The organism is Pseudomonas sp. MYb541, assembly GCF_037479595.1.
Lineage (GTDB): Bacteria > Pseudomonadota > Gammaproteobacteria > Pseudomonadales > Pseudomonadaceae > Aquipseudomonas > Aquipseudomonas canadensis.
In genome coordinates this window covers 40,468-56,651 of record NZ_JBBGYS010000044.1, presented here as the reverse complement: position 1 = coordinate 56,651, position 16,184 = coordinate 40,468, and the positions used below count along the sequence as shown (strand labels likewise).

Sequence of the window (16,184 nt, the reverse complement as noted above, 5' to 3'; positions counted from 1 at the left end):
GTTCAAAAGTGAGCCGCCGTAAGGGCGGAACCATAAGCAGCCGTTACCGCAACAACGGATATGTACTCATGCCCAGTTTCAAAAAAACATTACCAATACGAATAAAATATCTAACAAATAATGAAATACAAGAATATTAGCTTATACCCAAATAGCATTATATTTTTAAAATCCATTCCGTTATGTTTGAACTCAACAGCCTACCCCTGACCTCGGATGGTACCAATCTAGATTCGGATTCTGCGCTGCCACCCCGCAGCAGAATCGTTGGAAGGGAGTTCAACGTATGTTGCCAATTCAAACCTCGCCCCACACCTAGCCCCAAATCGCCCTGACACCCCAGAAAAAACCCGCGCACCACGCCCACCCGCGTGACTGCCCGACTTCGCGATTTGGAAACGCAGGAATGCATATGAAGCGAGCCCTACGACCCACCGCCGCACTGGCCCTGGCCATCCTGGCCAACACCGCCCAAGCCCAGGACGACAGCACCCTGTCCACCGTAGTGGTCACCGGCAACCGCGGCGCCGAGCAACGCACCGTCACCAGCAGCCCGGTGCCGATCGATGTAGTCAGCGCCAAGCAATTACAGAACACCGGCAAGCCCGGCCTCATGGAAGCCCTGAGCGCCGTGATCCCGTCCCTGACCCTGCCGGAAAAAACCGGTTGGGATGCCAGCGGCATCGCCCGCGCCCCCAACCTGCGTGGCCTGAGCGCCGCGGAAGTGCTGGTGCTGGTCAACGGCAAGCGCCGTCATACCGCTGCCACCCTGAACATCAACGGCATCAACACCGGCGCAGCCCCGGCCGACCTTGACCTGATCCCCATCAGTGCCATCGACCACGTGGAAGTCCTGCGCGACGGCGCCGCCGCCCAATACGGTTCCGATGCCATCGCCGGGGTGATCAACGTGATCCTCAAGGCCGACACCAGCGGCACCTCGGTGACCAACGTGGGCCAGGGGTATGACGGCAAGAAACAGACCGTGCAGCAAAGCCTCAACAAGGGTTTCGAGATCGGCAACGGCGGCATTGTCCAACTGGCCCTGGACGCCCGCAGCCAGAATGACGACAACAAGGCCAGCGCCAATGGCTACACCTACGCGCAAGCCTACGAGCAAGCTGGGCGGTCGACTTATGGTGGCTACGGCACACCCAAGACCAACCTGCTGACCCTGGGCTACAACGCCGAGCTGCCGATCGATGACAGCTTCAGCCTGTACTCCTTCACCACCTATTCCCGCCGCAAGGCCGAGCAAGGCCAGAACTTTCGCCTGCCGACCATCACCAACACCATCACCACCGGGCCGAACGGTTATCCCGCTGGCTACACGCCGACTTGGTTCATTGATGAAGACGATTTCCAGGCAGCATTCGGTGGCAAAGGCACGGCAGGCGAGTGGGACTGGGACCTGTCCACCACCTACGGGCGCAACGCCGCGGAGCAGGGCACCACCCACAACCAGAACCCGTCGTTGGGCGAGGCCACGCCGAATCACTTCACCTCCGGCACCTGGATTTCCACCGAGCTGACCACCAATCTCGACTTCAAGCGCGGCTTCGATATCGGCCTGCAAAAGCCGCTGGATGTGAGCTACGGTTTTGAACATCGGCGCGACACCTACGAGGTGCGGGCCGGCGATTATGAGTCCTACGCCAACGGCGGCTACTGCGTGGCGCCGGGCAACTGTGCGTCGTCGGGCGCGCAGGTCACCAACGGCATTTCGCCGGATGAAGAAAGCAGCGCGTCACGCAACAGCCTGGCCAGTTATGTCGATGTGGGCTTCAACCCGGTGCCGGATTGGTACGTTGGCACGGCATTCCGCTACGAGCACTACAACCAGGGCGTCGGCGCCACCCGCAGCGGCAAGCTGACCACCCGCTATGATTTCACCCCGCAGTTCGCCGTGCGCGCCACTGTCAGCAACGGCTTCCGCGCGCCGTCCCTGGCCAACAGCCTGTTCAGTGCGCGCTCCACCACGTATGGCGTGGTTGACGGCGTGTACCAGTCGATCAACTACGGCGTGTTGCCTGTGGGCTCAGCTGCCGCCCAGGCCCTCGGCGCCCAGGAGTTGAAGCCGGAGCGCTCAACCAACTTCAGCCTCGGTTTCACCCTCACGCCCACTGATCGCCTGAGCTTCACCGCCGATGCCTATGTGATCAACCTGCGCGATCGCATCACGCTCACCGGCACCTTGCTCGGCCCCGAGATCACCCAGGTATTGCAGAACAACGGCATCAACTCCACCTCCGGCGGCCAGTACTTCATCAACGGCGCCGACACCCGCACCAAAGGCCTGGATCTGGTCAGCAACTACAGCCAGGACCTCGGCCAGTACGGCGCGGTGAAGTGGACCGCCGCGTTCAACTGGAACCAGACGCGGATCCTCAACTACAAGGAATCCACCAATATCCTGGGCACGTCCTACGAGTTGATGAACCGCGAGGCGCGCAACCTGATCACCGGCGTGCAGCCCAGCACCAAGCTGATCCTCGGCGGAGACTGGAGCATCGATCGCTTCAACCTCAACCTGGCCCTGACTCGCTACGGTTCCTACAAAGAAGTGAACGCGTCGGCCAATCGCGACCTGGACCGTATCTACAGTGCCAAGTGGATCACCGATCTCGACCTTGGCTACAACCTCACCAAAGACCTGAACATCGCTGTTGGCGCCAAGAACCTGTTCGATATCTACCCCAAGAAACAAGGGGTGCCGAGCAGCACCATGGTCAGCAGCTACGGCGTCTATTCGCCCTACGGTTTTACCGGCGGGTACTACTACACCCGCTTGACCTATGCCTTCTGAGGCCGAGGAACACACCATGCCCATCGTCGCCAAATCCTATGACCTAATTGACTCGCCCAGCCCGGTGCGCCAGGCCCGTGTCTCTACGCCGATCAAGGCCCTGCAAGTGGTGCCCGCGCGGCATCCCTGGCGCTGGGCCGGGTCGATCTTCGCGGCGCTGGTGCTGCTGGCCATCGTGCATTCCCTGGCCACCAACCCGCGCTGGGAGTGGGGTGTGTTCGGCCAGTGGTTTTTCTCGCCGTCGGTGCTGCGTGGGCTGGGGCAGACGCTGTTGCTGACGCTGTTGAGCACGGTGTTCAGCATCATTCTCGGCACGGCGCTGGCGTTGGCGCGACTGTCGGGCTCGCCGCTGCTGGCGGCGTTGGCCTGGGGCTATATCTGGTTCTTCCGCTCGATGCCGGCGTTGCTGGTGCTGATCATCCTGTACAACTTTGCCTACCTGTACGACCACATCGTGCTCGGCGTGCCGTTCACCTCGGTGGTGTTCGCCGAGTGGTCCACCGTGGACGTGCTCAGCCAGTTCACCGTGGCGGTGTTGGGGTTGAGCCTGATGCAGGCGGCATACGCGGCGGAGATCATTCGCGGCGGGCTGATCGGTGTGGACGCCGGCCAGCATGAAGCCGCTGCGGCCCTGGGTCTACCGGCCTCGCGCCGTATCTTCCGGATTATTCTGCCCCAGGCGCTGCGTTCGATCCTGCCGTCGGGTTTCAATGAAATTATCGGCCTGGTCAAGGGTACCTCGATTGTCTATGTGCTGGCCTTGCCCGAGCTGTTCTACACCGTGCAGGTCATCTACAACCGCACCCAGGCGGTGATCCCGCTGCTGATCGTGGCGACGGTCTGGTACTTGATCATCACCACAGTGCTGACCAGCGCGCAGTACTACGTCGAGCGCCATTTCGCCCGTGGCACCGCACGGGTGCTGCCGCCCACGCCGTTGCAACGCCTACGCGGTTGGTTGAAGGAGAAAACCCATGGCTGAAGCACGCGCCGGGCGCATTCAGATCCAGGGCGTGGGCAAGCGCTTTGGCAACCAACAGGTGTTGCAAGACATCGACCTGACCATCGATCCGGGCAAGGTCACGGTGATCCTCGGGCCATCCGGCTCGGGCAAGTCCACCTTGCTGCGCACCATCAACCACCTGGAAAAGATCGACAGCGGGCATATCACCATCGACGGTGAATACGTCGGCTATCGCCGCAAGGGTGACCTGCTCTACGAGCTCAAAGAGCGCGAAATTCTCAAGCGCCGCATCGACGTGGGCTTTGTGTTCCAGAACTTCAACCTGTTCCCGCACCTCACCGCCTGGGAGAACGTCGCTGAGGCGCCCCTGGCCCACAAGCGCTGGAACAAGGCCGAGGCCCCAACCAAGGCGGCCGAGCTGCTGGCCAAGGTGGGTCTGGCGGATAAGGTCGATGCCTACCCGCGCCAGCTCTCCGGCGGCCAGCAACAGCGTGTCGCCATCGCCCGCGCCTTGGCGCTGGACCCCAAAGTGCTGCTGTTCGATGAACCCACCTCGGCGCTCGACCCGGAGCTGGTGGGCGAAGTGCTCGATGTGATCAAGGGCCTGACCCAACTGGGCGTGACCCTGGTGATCGTCACCCACGAAATCGGCTTTGCCCGTGAAGTGGCCGATCACGTGGTGTTCCTCTGCGACGGCCAGTTGATCGAAGAAGGGCCGCCCGAGCAGATTTTCCGCCAACCCCGACATCCCCGCACCGTGGCTTTTCTCGGCAAGGTGCTTTAGTTCAAGGAGTGACTGCCCATGATTATCTCTACCGCCCGTATCGCCCTGTTGACGCTGGCCGTCAGCACCGCACAAAGCGCGTTCGCCGTGCAACAGGTCGACCTCAGCCCCGACCGTGCGCGCATTCATGTACCGCGTAACGAAGCGGCCATCGCGCAGATCCCGCCGGGCTTCAAGTTCGCCCAGCCGGGCAAGTTCACCGTGGCCGTGTCCGGTGTGGCCGGGCCGCCTCTGGCGCTGCTGGCCAGCGATGACAAAACCACCATCGGCAGCGAGGCCGACACTGCGCAACTGGTCGCCGACAGCCTGGGCCTACAACTCAACGTGGTGCAGACCAGCTGGGAAGACTGGCCCCTGGGCGTCAGCTCGGGCAAGTACGACGCGGTGATCAGTAACGTCACGGTGACCGAGGCGCGCAAGAAGCGTTTCGACTTCGCGACTTATCGCCAGGACGTGCTCGGGTTCTATGTGAAGAGCACCAGCAAGATCAGCGCGATCAAGCAGGCCGAAGACATTGCCGGGCTGAAGATCATCGTTGGCTCCGGCACCAACCAGGAAAAGGTCCTGTTGGCCTGGAACGACGATAATGAAAAAGCCGGCCTCAAACCGGCGCTGTTGCAGTACTTCGACGACCAGGCCGCCGCGCAACTGGCGGTGCAATCCGGGCGCAGCGATGCGCTGTTCGGGCCTAACTCGGTGTACGCCTATTCGGCGGCAATCACCGGAGGTATCAAGCTTGTCGGCACGGTCAATGGTGGCTGGCCTTTAAAAGCCGACATCGCGGTGACCACGCGCAAGGACAACGGCCTGGTCAAGCCGATCCACACCGCCCTGGAAGGCGCGATTGCCGGCGGCCAATACGAACAGGTGCTGCAACGCTGGGGCCTGGATATCGAGCGCGTCGACCAGTCGTTGATCAACCCACCGGGCCTACCGGATTAAGGAGCATCGAACATGGGACTGACACGACGTGAAGCGCTGTCGAGCATTGCTGCGGTAGGCGGCGAAAAGGCAGTCAAGGAGGCACTGGCGGTATTGGGCCTGGGGCCGTCGTCACACCGTCGCCCGCAACCGCTGAAACTCAAGGAAGGCCTGGGGCAGGGCACCCGCGTGCTGGTGTTGGGCGCCGGGATCGCGGGGCTGGTGACGGCACTGGAGTTGAGCCGCGCCGGGTTCGAGGTGCAAGTGCTGGAGGCGCGTGACCGCGTGGGCGGCCGCACCTGGACGATCCGCAACGGCGATCGCGTGGATTACAAGGACGGCCGCACGCAAACCGCAACGTTCGAACAAGGGCACTACTTCAACGCCGGGCCGGCGCGGATTCCCAGCCAGCATCGCACCATTCTCGACTATTGCAGCGAGTTGGGCGTGCCGCTGGAGGTGCTGGTCAACAGCAGCCATGGCGCCCAGGTGCGGCCGGATGTGAGCAAGCCGGCATTCACGGTGGGCCAGGCCATCAACGATGCACGGGGGCATGTGTCCGGCTTGCTGGCCAAGGCGGTGCAGCGTGATGCCCTCGATGATGTATTGAGCGGTGAGGAACGCAGGCGATTGCTGGCGTTCCTGCAGGTGTATGGCGACCTGTCACAGGCGCTGGCCTTCGAGGGCACGATCCGTTCGGGGCACCTGGAATCACCTGCGCATCCCGGCGCCTTGCCCGCCAGTCGTAGCCCGTTATCACTCGATCAACTGCTGCATCCGGAGCTGTGGGGCGCGTTGCTGCACACGGAATTCCCGGAGTTCTCCGCCACCATGTTCCAGCCGGTGGGCGGTATGGACCGCATCACGGATGCCTTCTACAAGCGCGTCCGGGGCCAGGTGCAACTGGGCGCCCAGGTGCGGCAGATCCGCCAATTGGAAGACGGCGTAGCCGTTACTTATCACGACAAGCTCAGCGGTCGCGAACAAGTGGTACGTGCCGATTACCTGATCTCGACCCTGCCGTTGCCGCTGCTGGCCAAGCTCGACACTGACTTCAGCGACCCGATCAAGGCCGCCTTGCTCAGCACCCGCAGCGACCAGGCAACCAAAGTCGCGTGGCAGTCGCCGCGATTCTGGGAAACCGACTACCGCACCTACGGCGGCCTGTCGTGGATCGAACACCCGGCGCGCCTGCTGTGGTACCCGAGCAACGACCTCAATACCCGCGACGGCTTGCTGGTGGCGGGCTATGTGACTGGGGAGGGCGCCGACGTATTTGGTGCGCAACCGTTCGACCAGCAGTACGCCACCTCGAAAGAAGCTGTGGAGCTGCTGCACCCCGGCTATTCCAAACACTTGCGCAATCCGCTGGCGGTGTCCTGGGAACAGATCCCCTACAGCGAAGGCCCGTGGCTGCAACGCGAACACTTCCCGGCCGACGCCAGCGCCTTGCTCGAAGCCGGCCACGGCCGTGTGTACTTTGCCGGTGATGGGTTGGTGCAAAGCGGCGTGGGCATCTGGCAGGAATCGGCGGCCAATTCGGCGCGCCATGTGGTCGGGCAACTGGCGGAACGGGTTACCCAACAACGGCACAGCGCGGCACTTGCCGCTTCATAAGGAGAGTCATCTTGAGCAACAGCATTCAACGTACCAGCGTCGGCGATTTCCCAATCTCGCAGACCGTCACCGTACCGGCTTCCGCCAGCCTGATTTTTGTCAGCGGCACCTTGCCTGATCTGCACGACGCAAACGCCCCGGCGGGCACGCCGGCCGCCTATGGCTCTACCGAAGTGCAGACGGTGTCGGTGTTCAACAAACTGCGCAAGATCTTGCGCCAGCAAGACCTGGACCTGGGCGACATCGTGCAGTTGCGGGTGTTTCTGGTAGGAGCCGAAGAGACAGGCGGCAAGCTGGATTTCGCCGGCTTGCAGGCGGGCTACACGCAGTTCTTTGGCACGCCTGAGCAACCGAATAAACCGGCGCGCACGGCGTTGCAGGTGGTGGCATTGCCGTTGCCCGGTGCGTTGGTCGAAGTGGAGGCGATCGCGGCAAGAGCGGTGTGAGACTCATCGACTTTTTGCAATCACACTGCTCATGTACTGGTTCAAATCGCGGAAGTCGTTAACCCTCCAAGCGAACGGTGCCAGCTTCACGCCGTTCTCTCGCAAGGTTCTTGGGATCAAGTCGCCATTGGGACGAAGGATGATCGACGAGACAATAACGCCTGGATAATCATTCAGGCGTTTTTTGAACGCGGCGGTGGTCAGGTCGGGGGTGGGGGGATTGCTCTTGTTGGCCAAGGGGCCTGTGCCTTTGATATCGGCGCCGTGACACATCGCACACCGCTGGGAAAAGAGAGTTTTCCCGTTGAGGTTATCCGCGAAGGACAGTGAGGGTTGGGTGAGCGATAACAGGCCGAGCCAAGCGATAAGTACCCGTTTCATATCCATATGACCTTGTGGCTTGAATCAGATTGGGATCGAGGGAAGAACCTGATGCCAGCGCGTTGAGTTTGAAAGGTCGCCATTCTCCTTGTTTTCTCATGATCGTGTCCAAAGCCGCTTCAACGGCCCGCGACAGCGCTGTTGTTTGTTATGCCTGTTTCGGAGGTTTTTGCTGGGTTTAGATCAGTAATTTTAATAATTAGCATAGATCTACAAAGCCTTTCACAAGCCCCGCTCGCGGGCATTAAGGTCGATCTCCACAGGCCAGCACCGCGGCCATCCACGGAGGAATACCCTGATGCCCACCTCACCCCGGCAACTCAAATTCGGCGCCATTCTCACCGGTGTCGGCACTGCACAAAACGAATGGCTGCACCCGCAGATCCCCGGCGATGCCAGTGTGGATATCGACTGGTACCGCGCCCAGGCCCAGCAGGCAGAAGCGGCCAAGTTCGACCTGGTGTTCATCGTCGACAGCCCCTACATCACCCCGGATTCCGCACCGCACTTCCTCAACCGCCTGGAGCCCTTGACGCTGCTCTCGGCCATCGCCGGGGCGACCTCGAAAATCGGCCTGGTGGCGACCCTTACGACCTCCTATACCGAACCCTTCAACGTGGCGCGGCAGTTTGCGTCCCTGGACCACATCAGCGGCGGCCGCGCCGGCTGGAACGTGGTCACCACCGGCTTGGAAGGCGCGGCCGGTAACTTTGGCCGCGAGCAACACATCGACCACACCGAGCGCTATCGCCGCGCAGCCGAACACCTGGAGGTGGTGCAGGGCTTGTGGGACTCCTATGAAGACGACGCCTTTGTGCGTGACAAGCAAACCAAGGTGTTCCTCGACCCGCAGCGCCAACACCGCCTCGATCACCACGGCGAGTTTTTCTCGGTCACCGGGCCGCTGAATATAGCCCGTTCAGCCCAAGGCCAACCGGTGATTTTCCAGGCGGGAATCTCCGAATCCGGGCGCAGCCTGGCGGCGAACTATGCCGAGGGGATTTTTGCCGGCGTGGGCAATTTCGAAGATGCCCAGGCGTACTACAGCGACATCAAAAAACGTACCGCCGCCGCTGGACGTAACCCTGACCACGTAACCATCCTGCCGGGTATTTCGCCAATCATTGCGGATACCGATGAGCAGGCCCAGGCCATCGACCGCGAGCGCAATGGCGAGCTGGATCTGCACAAAGCGTTGGTGCAGTTAGGCCGGCCATTCAATTACCACGACTTCAGCCAATATCCGTTGGATGAGCCGTTTCCGGAATTGGGTGACTTGGGCAGCAATGGCTATCGCGGGCATGCGGAGAACATCAAGCAAGTCTCCCGTGAACAGGGTCTGACGTTGCGTCAGGCGGCGCTGCGGTTTGCCAAGCCGTTTTCCAGTTTCGTCGGCTCGCCCAAGACCGTGGCGAATGAGATCGAGCGCTGGTTTGTGGAGGGCGCGGTGGATGGGTTCAACATCCATGTGGGCGCGCCGGAGGACTTTGCGCGGTTTACCGATCAGGTGTTGCCGCTGTTGCGCGAGCGCGGGTTGTTTCGCAGTGAGTACAGTCACAGCACGTTGCGCGGGCACTTGGGGCTGCCGGTGCCGGTGAATCGGCATACGGCGGCACGTGACGTCGCGGCATGACGGGTTACCACCACTTCCAGCGACCCAGTTTTTTCGGGGTCGCTTAGGTTTTTCATACCTCTTGTTTTTTTCTGCTTGTTCAATCGATCAACTCTTCGTAAAGGCCGATCGCAAGTGTTTTGACGTTTCCGGACATAGCGCTACTGGTAAAGCTCAGAGTTGCTGCCAAGCTATCCGTTAGGTGGTGAAGGGTGGTCTGATGCATTTCTGTAGCACTGATGCGTTTGGGCAGCCGGCCTGCTGCCTGTTCCAATTTGAGCAGTTTCGTTGTGAGTCGAGGGTCACGGATTCTGAGTAACTCGTTGTTCAGTTGTGCTCGCTCTGGTCGTGAAAGACCTCGCAGGACTTGGCGCAGTGATTTTCCTGTCACTCGCGTAGCAGTGCTAACCGCCCTAATTGTCACGAGTGTTGAAGTAACTACACCTAGCAGCGCAATGCTATCCAACACCACCATTGCCGCTTGATACCAAGCTTCATTGTCCAGATTATCGTTAGATTGAGGGCTGTAAACCTCAAATGCCGTTCGAACAGTGCCAGCGATGCATTGAACTGTACTCGCTACTGCAGCAGCCTTTCCTACAAAGGAAATCACTGCACTTGCTCCCGCAGTGAAGGGCATGAACGCAATCCCGCTCCAGACTACCACCCAACTCAATAATGCCCCTGCACAAGTCGCTGCGGTGTTGGTCGCCTCCGCGACCAACCTGGACTCCCGCGGCTCATGTTCCAGCATCCGCTTGAACTCCACTGGCCCCACGTACCTTGGCGCCTCCCGCAGTACTATTTTGATCGGCTGCACCCTGCAAATCGCCTGAAACTCACGCAGGACCACGACATTGAACTCCGCATCGATATACACCACGCCAGCACCAATCACTGCCGGGTCGACGTCGATGGCTGAGAACAATCGAGGCAGATCAATGCTGCTTTCAATACGTTGCCGTGTGGTGCGATGGGCCGAGGGAAATCCATCCTTGAGCAGTGAGGCCGTCATTCCTTAACTCCTAGTTTTGGGAGTCGAGAGAGTAAAGACGCGGTTGCGCAAATTAATGTCGGACGTTTCGTCTTTTCGAGACAGGCGCTTCCCAATACCGGTTTTCAACCTTGTCGGCCCTTTGTCGAATAAGCAACAGTTCGCCCCGCGTCACTTCCGATGCTGACGAGGACAAGGAGCCAATATGGCCGTCGATATGTTTTTGAAACTGGGCGATATCAAGGGTGAATCACGGGACCAGGCCCATCTCGACGAGATCGATATCACCGAGTGGGCGTGGGGAGTGTCTCAGACAGGATCGATGCACTCCGGGACAGGTGGCGGCGCCGGCAAGGCCGATTTTGCCAACCTCAATCTGACCAAGCCGCTGGATAAATCCAGCCCAAACCTAATGATGGCCTGCGCTAGCGGCAAGCATTACCCCGAAGCACGGCTTGTGGTGCGCAAGGCGGGTGGTTCCAGCCCTGTGGAGTATCTGGTGATCACCTTGAAGGAAGTGATGGTGGTGTCCTACGGCACGAGTGCCGGAAATAAGGATTATGTGCTTTACGACAGAGTTGCGCTGAATTTTGCCACCGTCGACGTCAGCTACCAGCCACAGAAAGCCGATGGTGCCAAGGACGGTGGCCCAGTGAAGTTCGGCTGGAATATCCGGCAGAACGTCAAGGTCTGAGGCTTCTAGGAGAAATGCTATGAGGCTATCGGACAGCCGATCGCTTTGGTGTATCACAGCCGCTCTCATCTTTGTTGTAGGGCTTCATGGCTATCTCATTGTCGACGGGTTAATTCGCGGTGTGGCGATTTCTTACAGTCGCGTGGGGCCTTCCATCACCTACACGCTTGTAGGGCAGCCGAAGCTGTTCTGGTTCACGATTATCTGGAACGTAGTATGTGAAGCCGTATTCATTACTCTGACCCTTGGTATGGCTTGGGCCGCCAGGGAGATGTCTAAAAACGAGCGCCCTAAAAAACGTTGATATCCAGGCTCCTTCGCTACTCCTGCAACTGCAACGCCTGTTGCTTGAGCATGCGCTTTTGCTCAAACGGCAACTTCTCATCATCCCCATACGGCGCGCTGTACCAGTTGCCATACGTCGGGTTGGGCAACAGAAACCAGCGCTGCCCCAGCCAGTTCACATAAGGCGCCACGGCCTTGCGTTGATCCGCGACGGTGTTGTGCTCGGCCTGGACGAAATCCCCCAGGGAATCACCGGCCATCAACAACACGCGGGCATGGGCGGCGACCCATTGGCGGCGGCAGTTCTTGCCGTAGCCGGCGCTTTCGCAATGGCCGGTGGGCGTGCTGGCGGCGAGGACACGTACGTCGCTTTCCACCGGGAAACCGCGCAGGCGCAGGTTTTTCACGGTGGCGGCGACCTGGCTGTGTTCACGGTTGGTCAGGTAGTAGACCGCGATACCTTTCTGCTGGGCCGCTTGCACGAAGGCGACTGCGCCGGGCAATGCCTGGGCCTTGGCCTGGTCGACCCAGGTGTTCCAGCGGTCGTAGGAATAAACCTGGTTGTTGACCACATCGCGGGCGTTGAGCGGCACGTTGTCCAGCAGGGTTTCGTCGATATCGACCACGATCGCCGGCGGCAACCCTTTGAGGTTGCGCGGGGGGAAGGGCAGGGCGTCCCAGGTCGGATCAGCCAGCGCCACGTCGAGTTGGCGGGTGGCATTGGCGAAGAGCTGACGGTAGATCAGTTCATGCTCGATGGAGGTCTGTGTCCAGAGCACGGCGTCGAGTTGGTCGTTGGCGGGTGGCGTTTGTTGGCAGCCCGCCAGCAGGCAGAGGCTGGCGAAGATCAGGTTACGCATGGACAGTCTCGCAGATGAAAGTTGGATGGGCGCACATTAGCCTAATCACGGGCGCCATACAGGCAGGATGTTTTCATCAATCGCCCAATGAGGCTGGCCAGGTCGCAGGCATACACCCCCCACCCATCGCGCATGACAGGCATGATCCCGCCAGTGGGCATGACCGTTCAGCACGGTTTGCCCCAGCGCAGTCAACGCCAGCACCTGGCGTGGCCACTCCAGGTGCGTCTCGGTGGCCGTCAGCAAAGGGTTGTCGCCATCGATCAGCGGCCGCAGCAGCGCGTGAAACATCATGTCCCCCAGAAACGGTAGCGGTTCACGCTTGGCCATCAACTCTGCAAAGACCCGGCCGAATGGCGTTGGCCCAGCCTCGGCGAGGTACGTCAGGGCCAGGCGTTCGGTCAGCGACAGCCCATCGCGCAGACCGGGCAACTCCTGCAACTGACGCAACAGCGCCGGGGCCAGCAACGGCAAGGCGGGATGGCTGCCATGGGCCAATTGCGCCCACTTGACTGGCGAGCTGTCGCAATACGCCGACCAGGCCTCTTTGGCGAGTTGCACGGCGTCATCATCGATCAAGCGCCGTTGCGGCCACAGCCACGCCAACACATCCGGTGCCAGTTGGCCGATGCCGATAAAACGCTGCACGCCGGGAATGCGGTCGACCTCGATCAGTTCCAGCTTGCGCGGTGCTTGCTCAAGACCCGCCAGTGCGCGAACCAGGAACAGTTGGTCATAGGCATCCGCTTCGCACCACAGCACACTGTGATCGGCGCTGGCCAAGGCTTCGAGGTGGTCGTATTCAGCGTCGACACGACGTGCCGCATCAGCTTCATCGATGGCAAAGGCCTGGCTGATAAAAGCGCTGCGCATGGCGCGGAAGGCTTGGCTGGGCAAATCGCGGACCGGGCCCATGCACAGCGGGTCGGTGAGCATCCGAAACTGTCCCTTGAACCCCGCCAGCTGAAGGCTGTGGGCAATGTCATTGCCGCAGCGCCAATGGGTGGTGCGGGCTTCGTCGCTAGCGGTAAAGTCGGGGTGGCGGGCGGCGAAGTCGATAGCATCGATATGCGCCTTGAGCTTTGGCCAACTGCTGAAACCCAGCTGCTTGGCGATTTCCCATTGGGCCAGGGACAAGGTCGCGTTCGGGTCTTGGGCTTTGAGGCGTGGCAGCAGTTCCTTGGCACGCTTGCGCTGCTGTTCAAGGTTGAGGCGGCCATCGGAATTGAAGTGACGGGACATACGATCTCCTTGCACAAACCTTTTCCGCTTCAAGGTGGGGAGTCGTAGAAAAAAGAGGGTGTTGCAGTGTCTTGGGCGCAGCCCTTTCCGCGGAAGGTGGCGTAGAGAGCGCCAGGCGGGAAATATAGGCAGTGCTGCGCCCGATTGCAAATGTCCGGCTCCCACAGGGGTCAGTCGGGCTTTTTCAGCAGCGTAGTGGGTCCTGTGGTCGAATGAATACGGTCTTTGGGAACTCGGCGTTTCTGAAACTGGATTTCGCCGCCCTCCCTGTGTTTTTCCACCAGATACAACATATCGTCGCTTTCGCCGACGATACAGGCCGTGACCACATCGAGGTTGTTGAGCTGGAGGATTGATGGCGTGCAATCCTGAATCTCTTCGTAGGCCCTCAGCTTGCCATGTGCCATCGACTGCGCGTACGCCAGCGACCAGATGATCCAGGCGAAAAATGCCAGAAGACTGATCAGCAGTGCGCCGGATATCGGCGTCGTGGCTTTTCTGTAGCTCTTCTCCAGCCTGCGCAGCATTCGATAGCGACGTGTGTGGGTGCCCAATTCCCGAGTGGGTAAAACACGGTCAGGGTTTTCGGTGAAGTACATCAGGCAGGCGAAAACCAGGACCGCTGCGGTGAAGATAAGCAAGGCAGCCAGTTTGACCAGAATGTCGTTTCCGCCGTACACCACGTAGTGATAAGTGTCGTAGCCGAGACGGTTAACGGGCACGCCGAGCTCGTTGTTATACGTTTCCAGATAGGCGTAGCCGTTTGAGTAAAACAGCGCGAACAACAGCAGCATGATCGGCAGGCTTTGACGCTTTATCAGTCGCCACAACCACGCTGCGCTCAAGCGGGAAACGGGGGCATCGGATGCTTTCTGTTCGTCCATGAGGGCTCCTTTTTATAGGAGCGCGAGTCTAGCGAGCAGGATGTGCTTTGCCCAGGCCGTCTGCGCGCATCGGGTCATGCACATAAGTTTGAATTTTTTGAATGAAATCCCGGCCAGTGTGCATCACCATTGCACCGTCCAGATTGAGAGGAACACCGCGTCCATGAGCGCACTGATCGAAACCCGCGCCCTCACGCGCATGGACGAGCGCCGCCACGTGGCCTTGCTCCAGCCCACCGATTTCACCTTGAATGCCGCCGATCGCGTGTCGATCACCGGCTCATCCGGCTCCGGCAAAAGCGTGTTCCTGCGCGCACTCGCCCTGCTGGATGCGCCCAGTTCCGGGCAGATCCTGTGGAATGGCCAGCCGATTAACAACGCGCAGATTCCCCACTACCGCTGCCACATCAGCTACCTGTCGCAACGTCCGGCGCTGCTCGACGGCACGGTGGAAGACAACCTGCGTTTCCCCTTCAGCCTCAAGACGTCGCGCAAACGCCGCTTTGACCTTACGACGGTGACCACACTGCTGGGCCACGCCGGCAAGAATCCTGACTTTCTGGCCAAGCGCGCCGCCGACCTGTCGGGCGGTGAGTCCCAGGTGATTTCGTTGATCCGCACTCTGCAACTCAATCCCGAAGTGCTGTTGCTGGACGAGCCCACCGCCGCCCTCGACCCCACCTCATCCCGCGAAGTGGAAGCGTTGATCGACGCCTGGTTTGCCGGGGATCCCTCCCGCGCCTGTATCTGGGTCTCCCACGACCTGGAACAGGCGCGGCGCATGAGCGACATCCATTTGCAGATGAGCGCCGGTGTATTGAGCGCGGTGGCCCAGCCATGAACTATCAAAATCTCACCGTACTGGACATGGGCATCGCCGCCTCGCTGATCCTGATCAACGGCGCGCTTTCCCTGCTGCTGCGCCTGGGCCTGGAGCGCCAGTTGTTGTGGGCGGCGGTGCGCACCGTGGTGCAACTGCTGGCCATCGGTTACCTGCTGGGCTGGGTGTTCGAATTTGCTTATTGGTACGTGGTGCTGCCGTTGATGTGCGCCATGACCTTGATCGCCGGCATCTCGGCGGCGGGGCGCGGGCGGCGCACTTACCGGGGGCAGCGTGTGGACAGCATCCTGTCGGTGTGGGGCAGTTCGTGGCTGGTGACGGCGGTGGGCTTGTTTGCGGTGATTCGCATCCACCCGTGGTACGAGCCGCAGTATGCAATTCCGATCCTCGGCATGATCCTGGGTAACACCCTGACCGGCGTGTCCCTGGGGATCGAACGCATGACCCAGGAGCTGACCTCGGGCCGCAACGCCATCGAAATGATCCTGGCCCTCGGCGGCTCGCGCTGGGAAGCGGCGCAGGAAGCCATCCGCCAGGCCGTGCGCGCCGGGATGATCCCGACGTTGAACCAGATGACCGTGGTGGGCATCGTGAGCCTGCCCGGCATGATGACCGGGCAGGTGCTGGCGGGGGAGAGCCCGGTGGATGCGGTGCGGTATCAGATCGTGATCATGTTTCTGATTGCCGCAGCGTCGGCGCTGGGCACGGTAGGTGCGGTGCTGCTCACCTACCGGCGATTGTTTTCCGTGAGCCATCGGTTCTTGCGGGATAGGCTTGAAGAGCGGTCGTAACAGCGCGGAAGAGAACAGAGCAGGTAGACGTGGTGGTGGCACTCCGCTACTGTTTCAATCCA

At 60.5% G+C, this 16,184-nt stretch carries 16 protein-coding genes; 11 read left to right on the top strand and 5 right to left on the bottom strand.

Features of this window, described 5'->3' with window-relative positions; all coding sequences use genetic code 11:
• Positions 1-412 precede the first annotated feature (412 nt).
• The 6 genes from WH299_RS23845 to WH299_RS23820 are packed head-to-tail and all read left to right on the top strand — an operon-like array spanning position 413 to position 7,538.
• Positions 413-2,806 carry a TonB-dependent receptor plug domain-containing protein gene (locus WH299_RS23845; protein ID WP_339551472.1) on the top strand — a complete coding sequence of 798 codons (2,394 nt, stop codon included), beginning with the start codon at positions 413-415 and terminating at the stop codon, positions 2,804-2,806.
• A 16-nt stretch (positions 2,807-2,822) separates the two neighbouring features.
• Entirely contained in the window at positions 2,823-3,788 is a 966-nt protein-coding gene (locus WH299_RS23840; protein ID WP_028617063.1) for an amino acid ABC transporter permease, read from the top strand.
• Positions 3,781-4,554 carry an amino acid ABC transporter ATP-binding protein gene (locus WH299_RS23835; RefSeq protein WP_016978457.1) on the top strand — a complete coding sequence of 258 codons (774 nt, stop codon included), beginning with the start codon at positions 3,781-3,783 and terminating at the stop codon, positions 4,552-4,554. The genes WH299_RS23840 and WH299_RS23835 overlap by 8 nt, the downstream gene beginning before the upstream one ends.
• Positions 4,555-4,572: 18 nt before the next feature.
• A complete protein-coding gene (locus tag WH299_RS23830) occupies positions 4,573-5,496 on the top strand; it encodes a transporter substrate-binding domain-containing protein (RefSeq protein ID WP_122726341.1) in 924 nt (307 codons plus the stop codon).
• A gap of 12 nt (positions 5,497-5,508) precedes the next feature.
• Positions 5,509-7,092 (top strand): flavin monoamine oxidase family protein, encoded by a 1,584-nt coding sequence (locus WH299_RS23825; RefSeq protein ID WP_339551471.1) that lies wholly within the window; start codon positions 5,509-5,511, stop codon positions 7,090-7,092.
• Positions 7,093-7,103: 11 nt separating this feature from the next.
• Positions 7,104-7,538: a RidA family protein gene (locus tag WH299_RS23820; RefSeq protein WP_028617060.1), complete on the top strand. Its 435-nt coding sequence runs from the start codon at positions 7,104-7,106 to the stop codon at positions 7,536-7,538.
• 3 nt (positions 7,539-7,541) lie between these two features.
• Here WH299_RS23820 and WH299_RS23815 read toward each other — a convergent pair whose 3' ends face one another.
• Entirely contained in the window at positions 7,542-7,919 is a 378-nt protein-coding gene (locus WH299_RS23815; RefSeq protein WP_028617059.1) for a c-type cytochrome, read from the bottom strand.
• 298 nt (positions 7,920-8,217) lie between these two features.
• Here WH299_RS23815 and WH299_RS23810 point away from each other — a divergent pair, with 298 nt between their 5' ends.
• On the top strand, positions 8,218-9,552 hold the full coding sequence (locus WH299_RS23810; protein WP_339551469.1) for an LLM class flavin-dependent oxidoreductase: 1,335 nt from the start codon (positions 8,218-8,220) through the stop codon (positions 9,550-9,552).
• 79 nt (positions 9,553-9,631) lie between these two features.
• Here the strand turns inward: WH299_RS23810 and WH299_RS23805 are convergent, their stop codons facing one another.
• Complete coding sequence (locus WH299_RS23805; RefSeq protein WP_339551468.1) at positions 9,632-10,546, bottom strand: NAD synthetase; 915 nt, start codon at positions 10,544-10,546, stop codon at positions 9,632-9,634.
• 184 nt (positions 10,547-10,730) lie between these two features.
• On the opposite strand from WH299_RS23805, the gene WH299_RS23800 reads away from it, so the two are divergent.
• Positions 10,731-11,219, top strand: coding sequence for an Hcp family type VI secretion system effector (locus WH299_RS23800; RefSeq protein ID WP_339551467.1), 489 nt, complete (start codon positions 10,731-10,733; stop codon positions 11,217-11,219).
• A 19-nt stretch (positions 11,220-11,238) separates the two neighbouring features.
• The gene (locus WH299_RS23795; protein ID WP_305381805.1) at positions 11,239-11,523 is read left to right on the top strand and encodes a hypothetical protein; all 285 of its coding nucleotides are present in this window, start codon (positions 11,239-11,241) and stop codon (positions 11,521-11,523) included.
• 16 nt (positions 11,524-11,539) lie between these two features.
• Here WH299_RS23795 and WH299_RS23790 read toward each other — a convergent pair whose 3' ends face one another.
• The 3 genes from WH299_RS23790 to WH299_RS23780 all read right to left on the bottom strand — a co-directional run bounded on the left by WH299_RS23790 (position 11,540) and on the right by WH299_RS23780 (position 14,490).
• Positions 11,540-12,364, bottom strand: a complete 825-nt coding sequence (locus tag WH299_RS23790; protein ID WP_339551466.1) for a 5'-nucleotidase, lipoprotein e(P4) family — start codon at positions 12,362-12,364, stop codon at positions 11,540-11,542.
• 45 nt (positions 12,365-12,409) lie between these two features.
• On the bottom strand, positions 12,410-13,606 hold the full coding sequence (locus tag WH299_RS23785; protein ID WP_126571382.1) for a DUF1835 domain-containing protein: 1,197 nt from the start codon (positions 13,604-13,606) through the stop codon (positions 12,410-12,412).
• A gap of 170 nt (positions 13,607-13,776) precedes the next feature.
• Positions 13,777-14,490, bottom strand: coding sequence for a hypothetical protein (locus tag WH299_RS23780; RefSeq protein WP_339551465.1), 714 nt, complete (start codon positions 14,488-14,490; stop codon positions 13,777-13,779).
• A gap of 163 nt (positions 14,491-14,653) precedes the next feature.
• Between WH299_RS23780 and WH299_RS23775 the strand changes: the two genes are divergently transcribed.
• Positions 14,654-15,331, top strand: coding sequence for an ABC transporter ATP-binding protein (locus WH299_RS23775; protein WP_339551463.1), 678 nt, complete (start codon positions 14,654-14,656; stop codon positions 15,329-15,331).
• On the top strand, positions 15,328-16,122 hold the full coding sequence (locus WH299_RS23770) for an ABC transporter permease (RefSeq protein WP_339551461.1): 795 nt from the start codon (positions 15,328-15,330) through the stop codon (positions 16,120-16,122). The genes WH299_RS23775 and WH299_RS23770 overlap by 4 nt, the downstream gene beginning before the upstream one ends.
• Positions 16,123-16,184 lie beyond the last annotated feature (62 nt).

Bases quoted from the DNA above. Each gene is read 5' to 3' on its own strand.
- WH299_RS23770 (WP_339551461.1), top strand. From the start codon at position 15,328: ATGAACTATCAAAATCTCACCGTACTGGACATGGGCATCGCCGCCTCG.
- WH299_RS23840 (WP_028617063.1), top strand. From the start codon at position 2,823: ATGCCCATCGTCGCCAAATCCTATGACCTAATTGACTCGCCCAGCCCG.
- WH299_RS23815 (WP_028617059.1), bottom strand. From the start codon at position 7,919: ATGAAACGGGTACTTATCGCTTGGCTCGGCCTGTTATCGCTCACCCAA.
- WH299_RS23805 (WP_339551468.1), bottom strand. From the start codon at position 10,546: ATGACGGCCTCACTGCTCAAGGATGGATTTCCCTCGGCCCATCGCACC.
- WH299_RS23800 (WP_339551467.1), top strand. From the start codon at position 10,731: ATGGCCGTCGATATGTTTTTGAAACTGGGCGATATCAAGGGTGAATCA.
- WH299_RS23825 (WP_339551471.1), top strand. From the start codon at position 5,509: ATGGGACTGACACGACGTGAAGCGCTGTCGAGCATTGCTGCGGTAGGC.
- WH299_RS23790 (WP_339551466.1), bottom strand. From the start codon at position 12,364: ATGCGTAACCTGATCTTCGCCAGCCTCTGCCTGCTGGCGGGCTGCCAA.
- WH299_RS23785 (WP_126571382.1), bottom strand. From the start codon at position 13,606: ATGTCCCGTCACTTCAATTCCGATGGCCGCCTCAACCTTGAACAGCAG.
- WH299_RS23830 (WP_122726341.1), top strand. From the start codon at position 4,573: ATGATTATCTCTACCGCCCGTATCGCCCTGTTGACGCTGGCCGTCAGC.
- WH299_RS23835 (WP_016978457.1), top strand. From the start codon at position 3,781: ATGGCTGAAGCACGCGCCGGGCGCATTCAGATCCAGGGCGTGGGCAAG.
- WH299_RS23775 (WP_339551463.1), top strand. From the start codon at position 14,654: ATGAGCGCACTGATCGAAACCCGCGCCCTCACGCGCATGGACGAGCGC.
- WH299_RS23845 (WP_339551472.1), top strand. From the start codon at position 413: ATGAAGCGAGCCCTACGACCCACCGCCGCACTGGCCCTGGCCATCCTG.
- WH299_RS23795 (WP_305381805.1), top strand. From the start codon at position 11,239: ATGAGGCTATCGGACAGCCGATCGCTTTGGTGTATCACAGCCGCTCTC.
- WH299_RS23810 (WP_339551469.1), top strand. From the start codon at position 8,218: ATGCCCACCTCACCCCGGCAACTCAAATTCGGCGCCATTCTCACCGGT.
- WH299_RS23780 (WP_339551465.1), bottom strand. From the start codon at position 14,490: ATGGACGAACAGAAAGCATCCGATGCCCCCGTTTCCCGCTTGAGCGCA.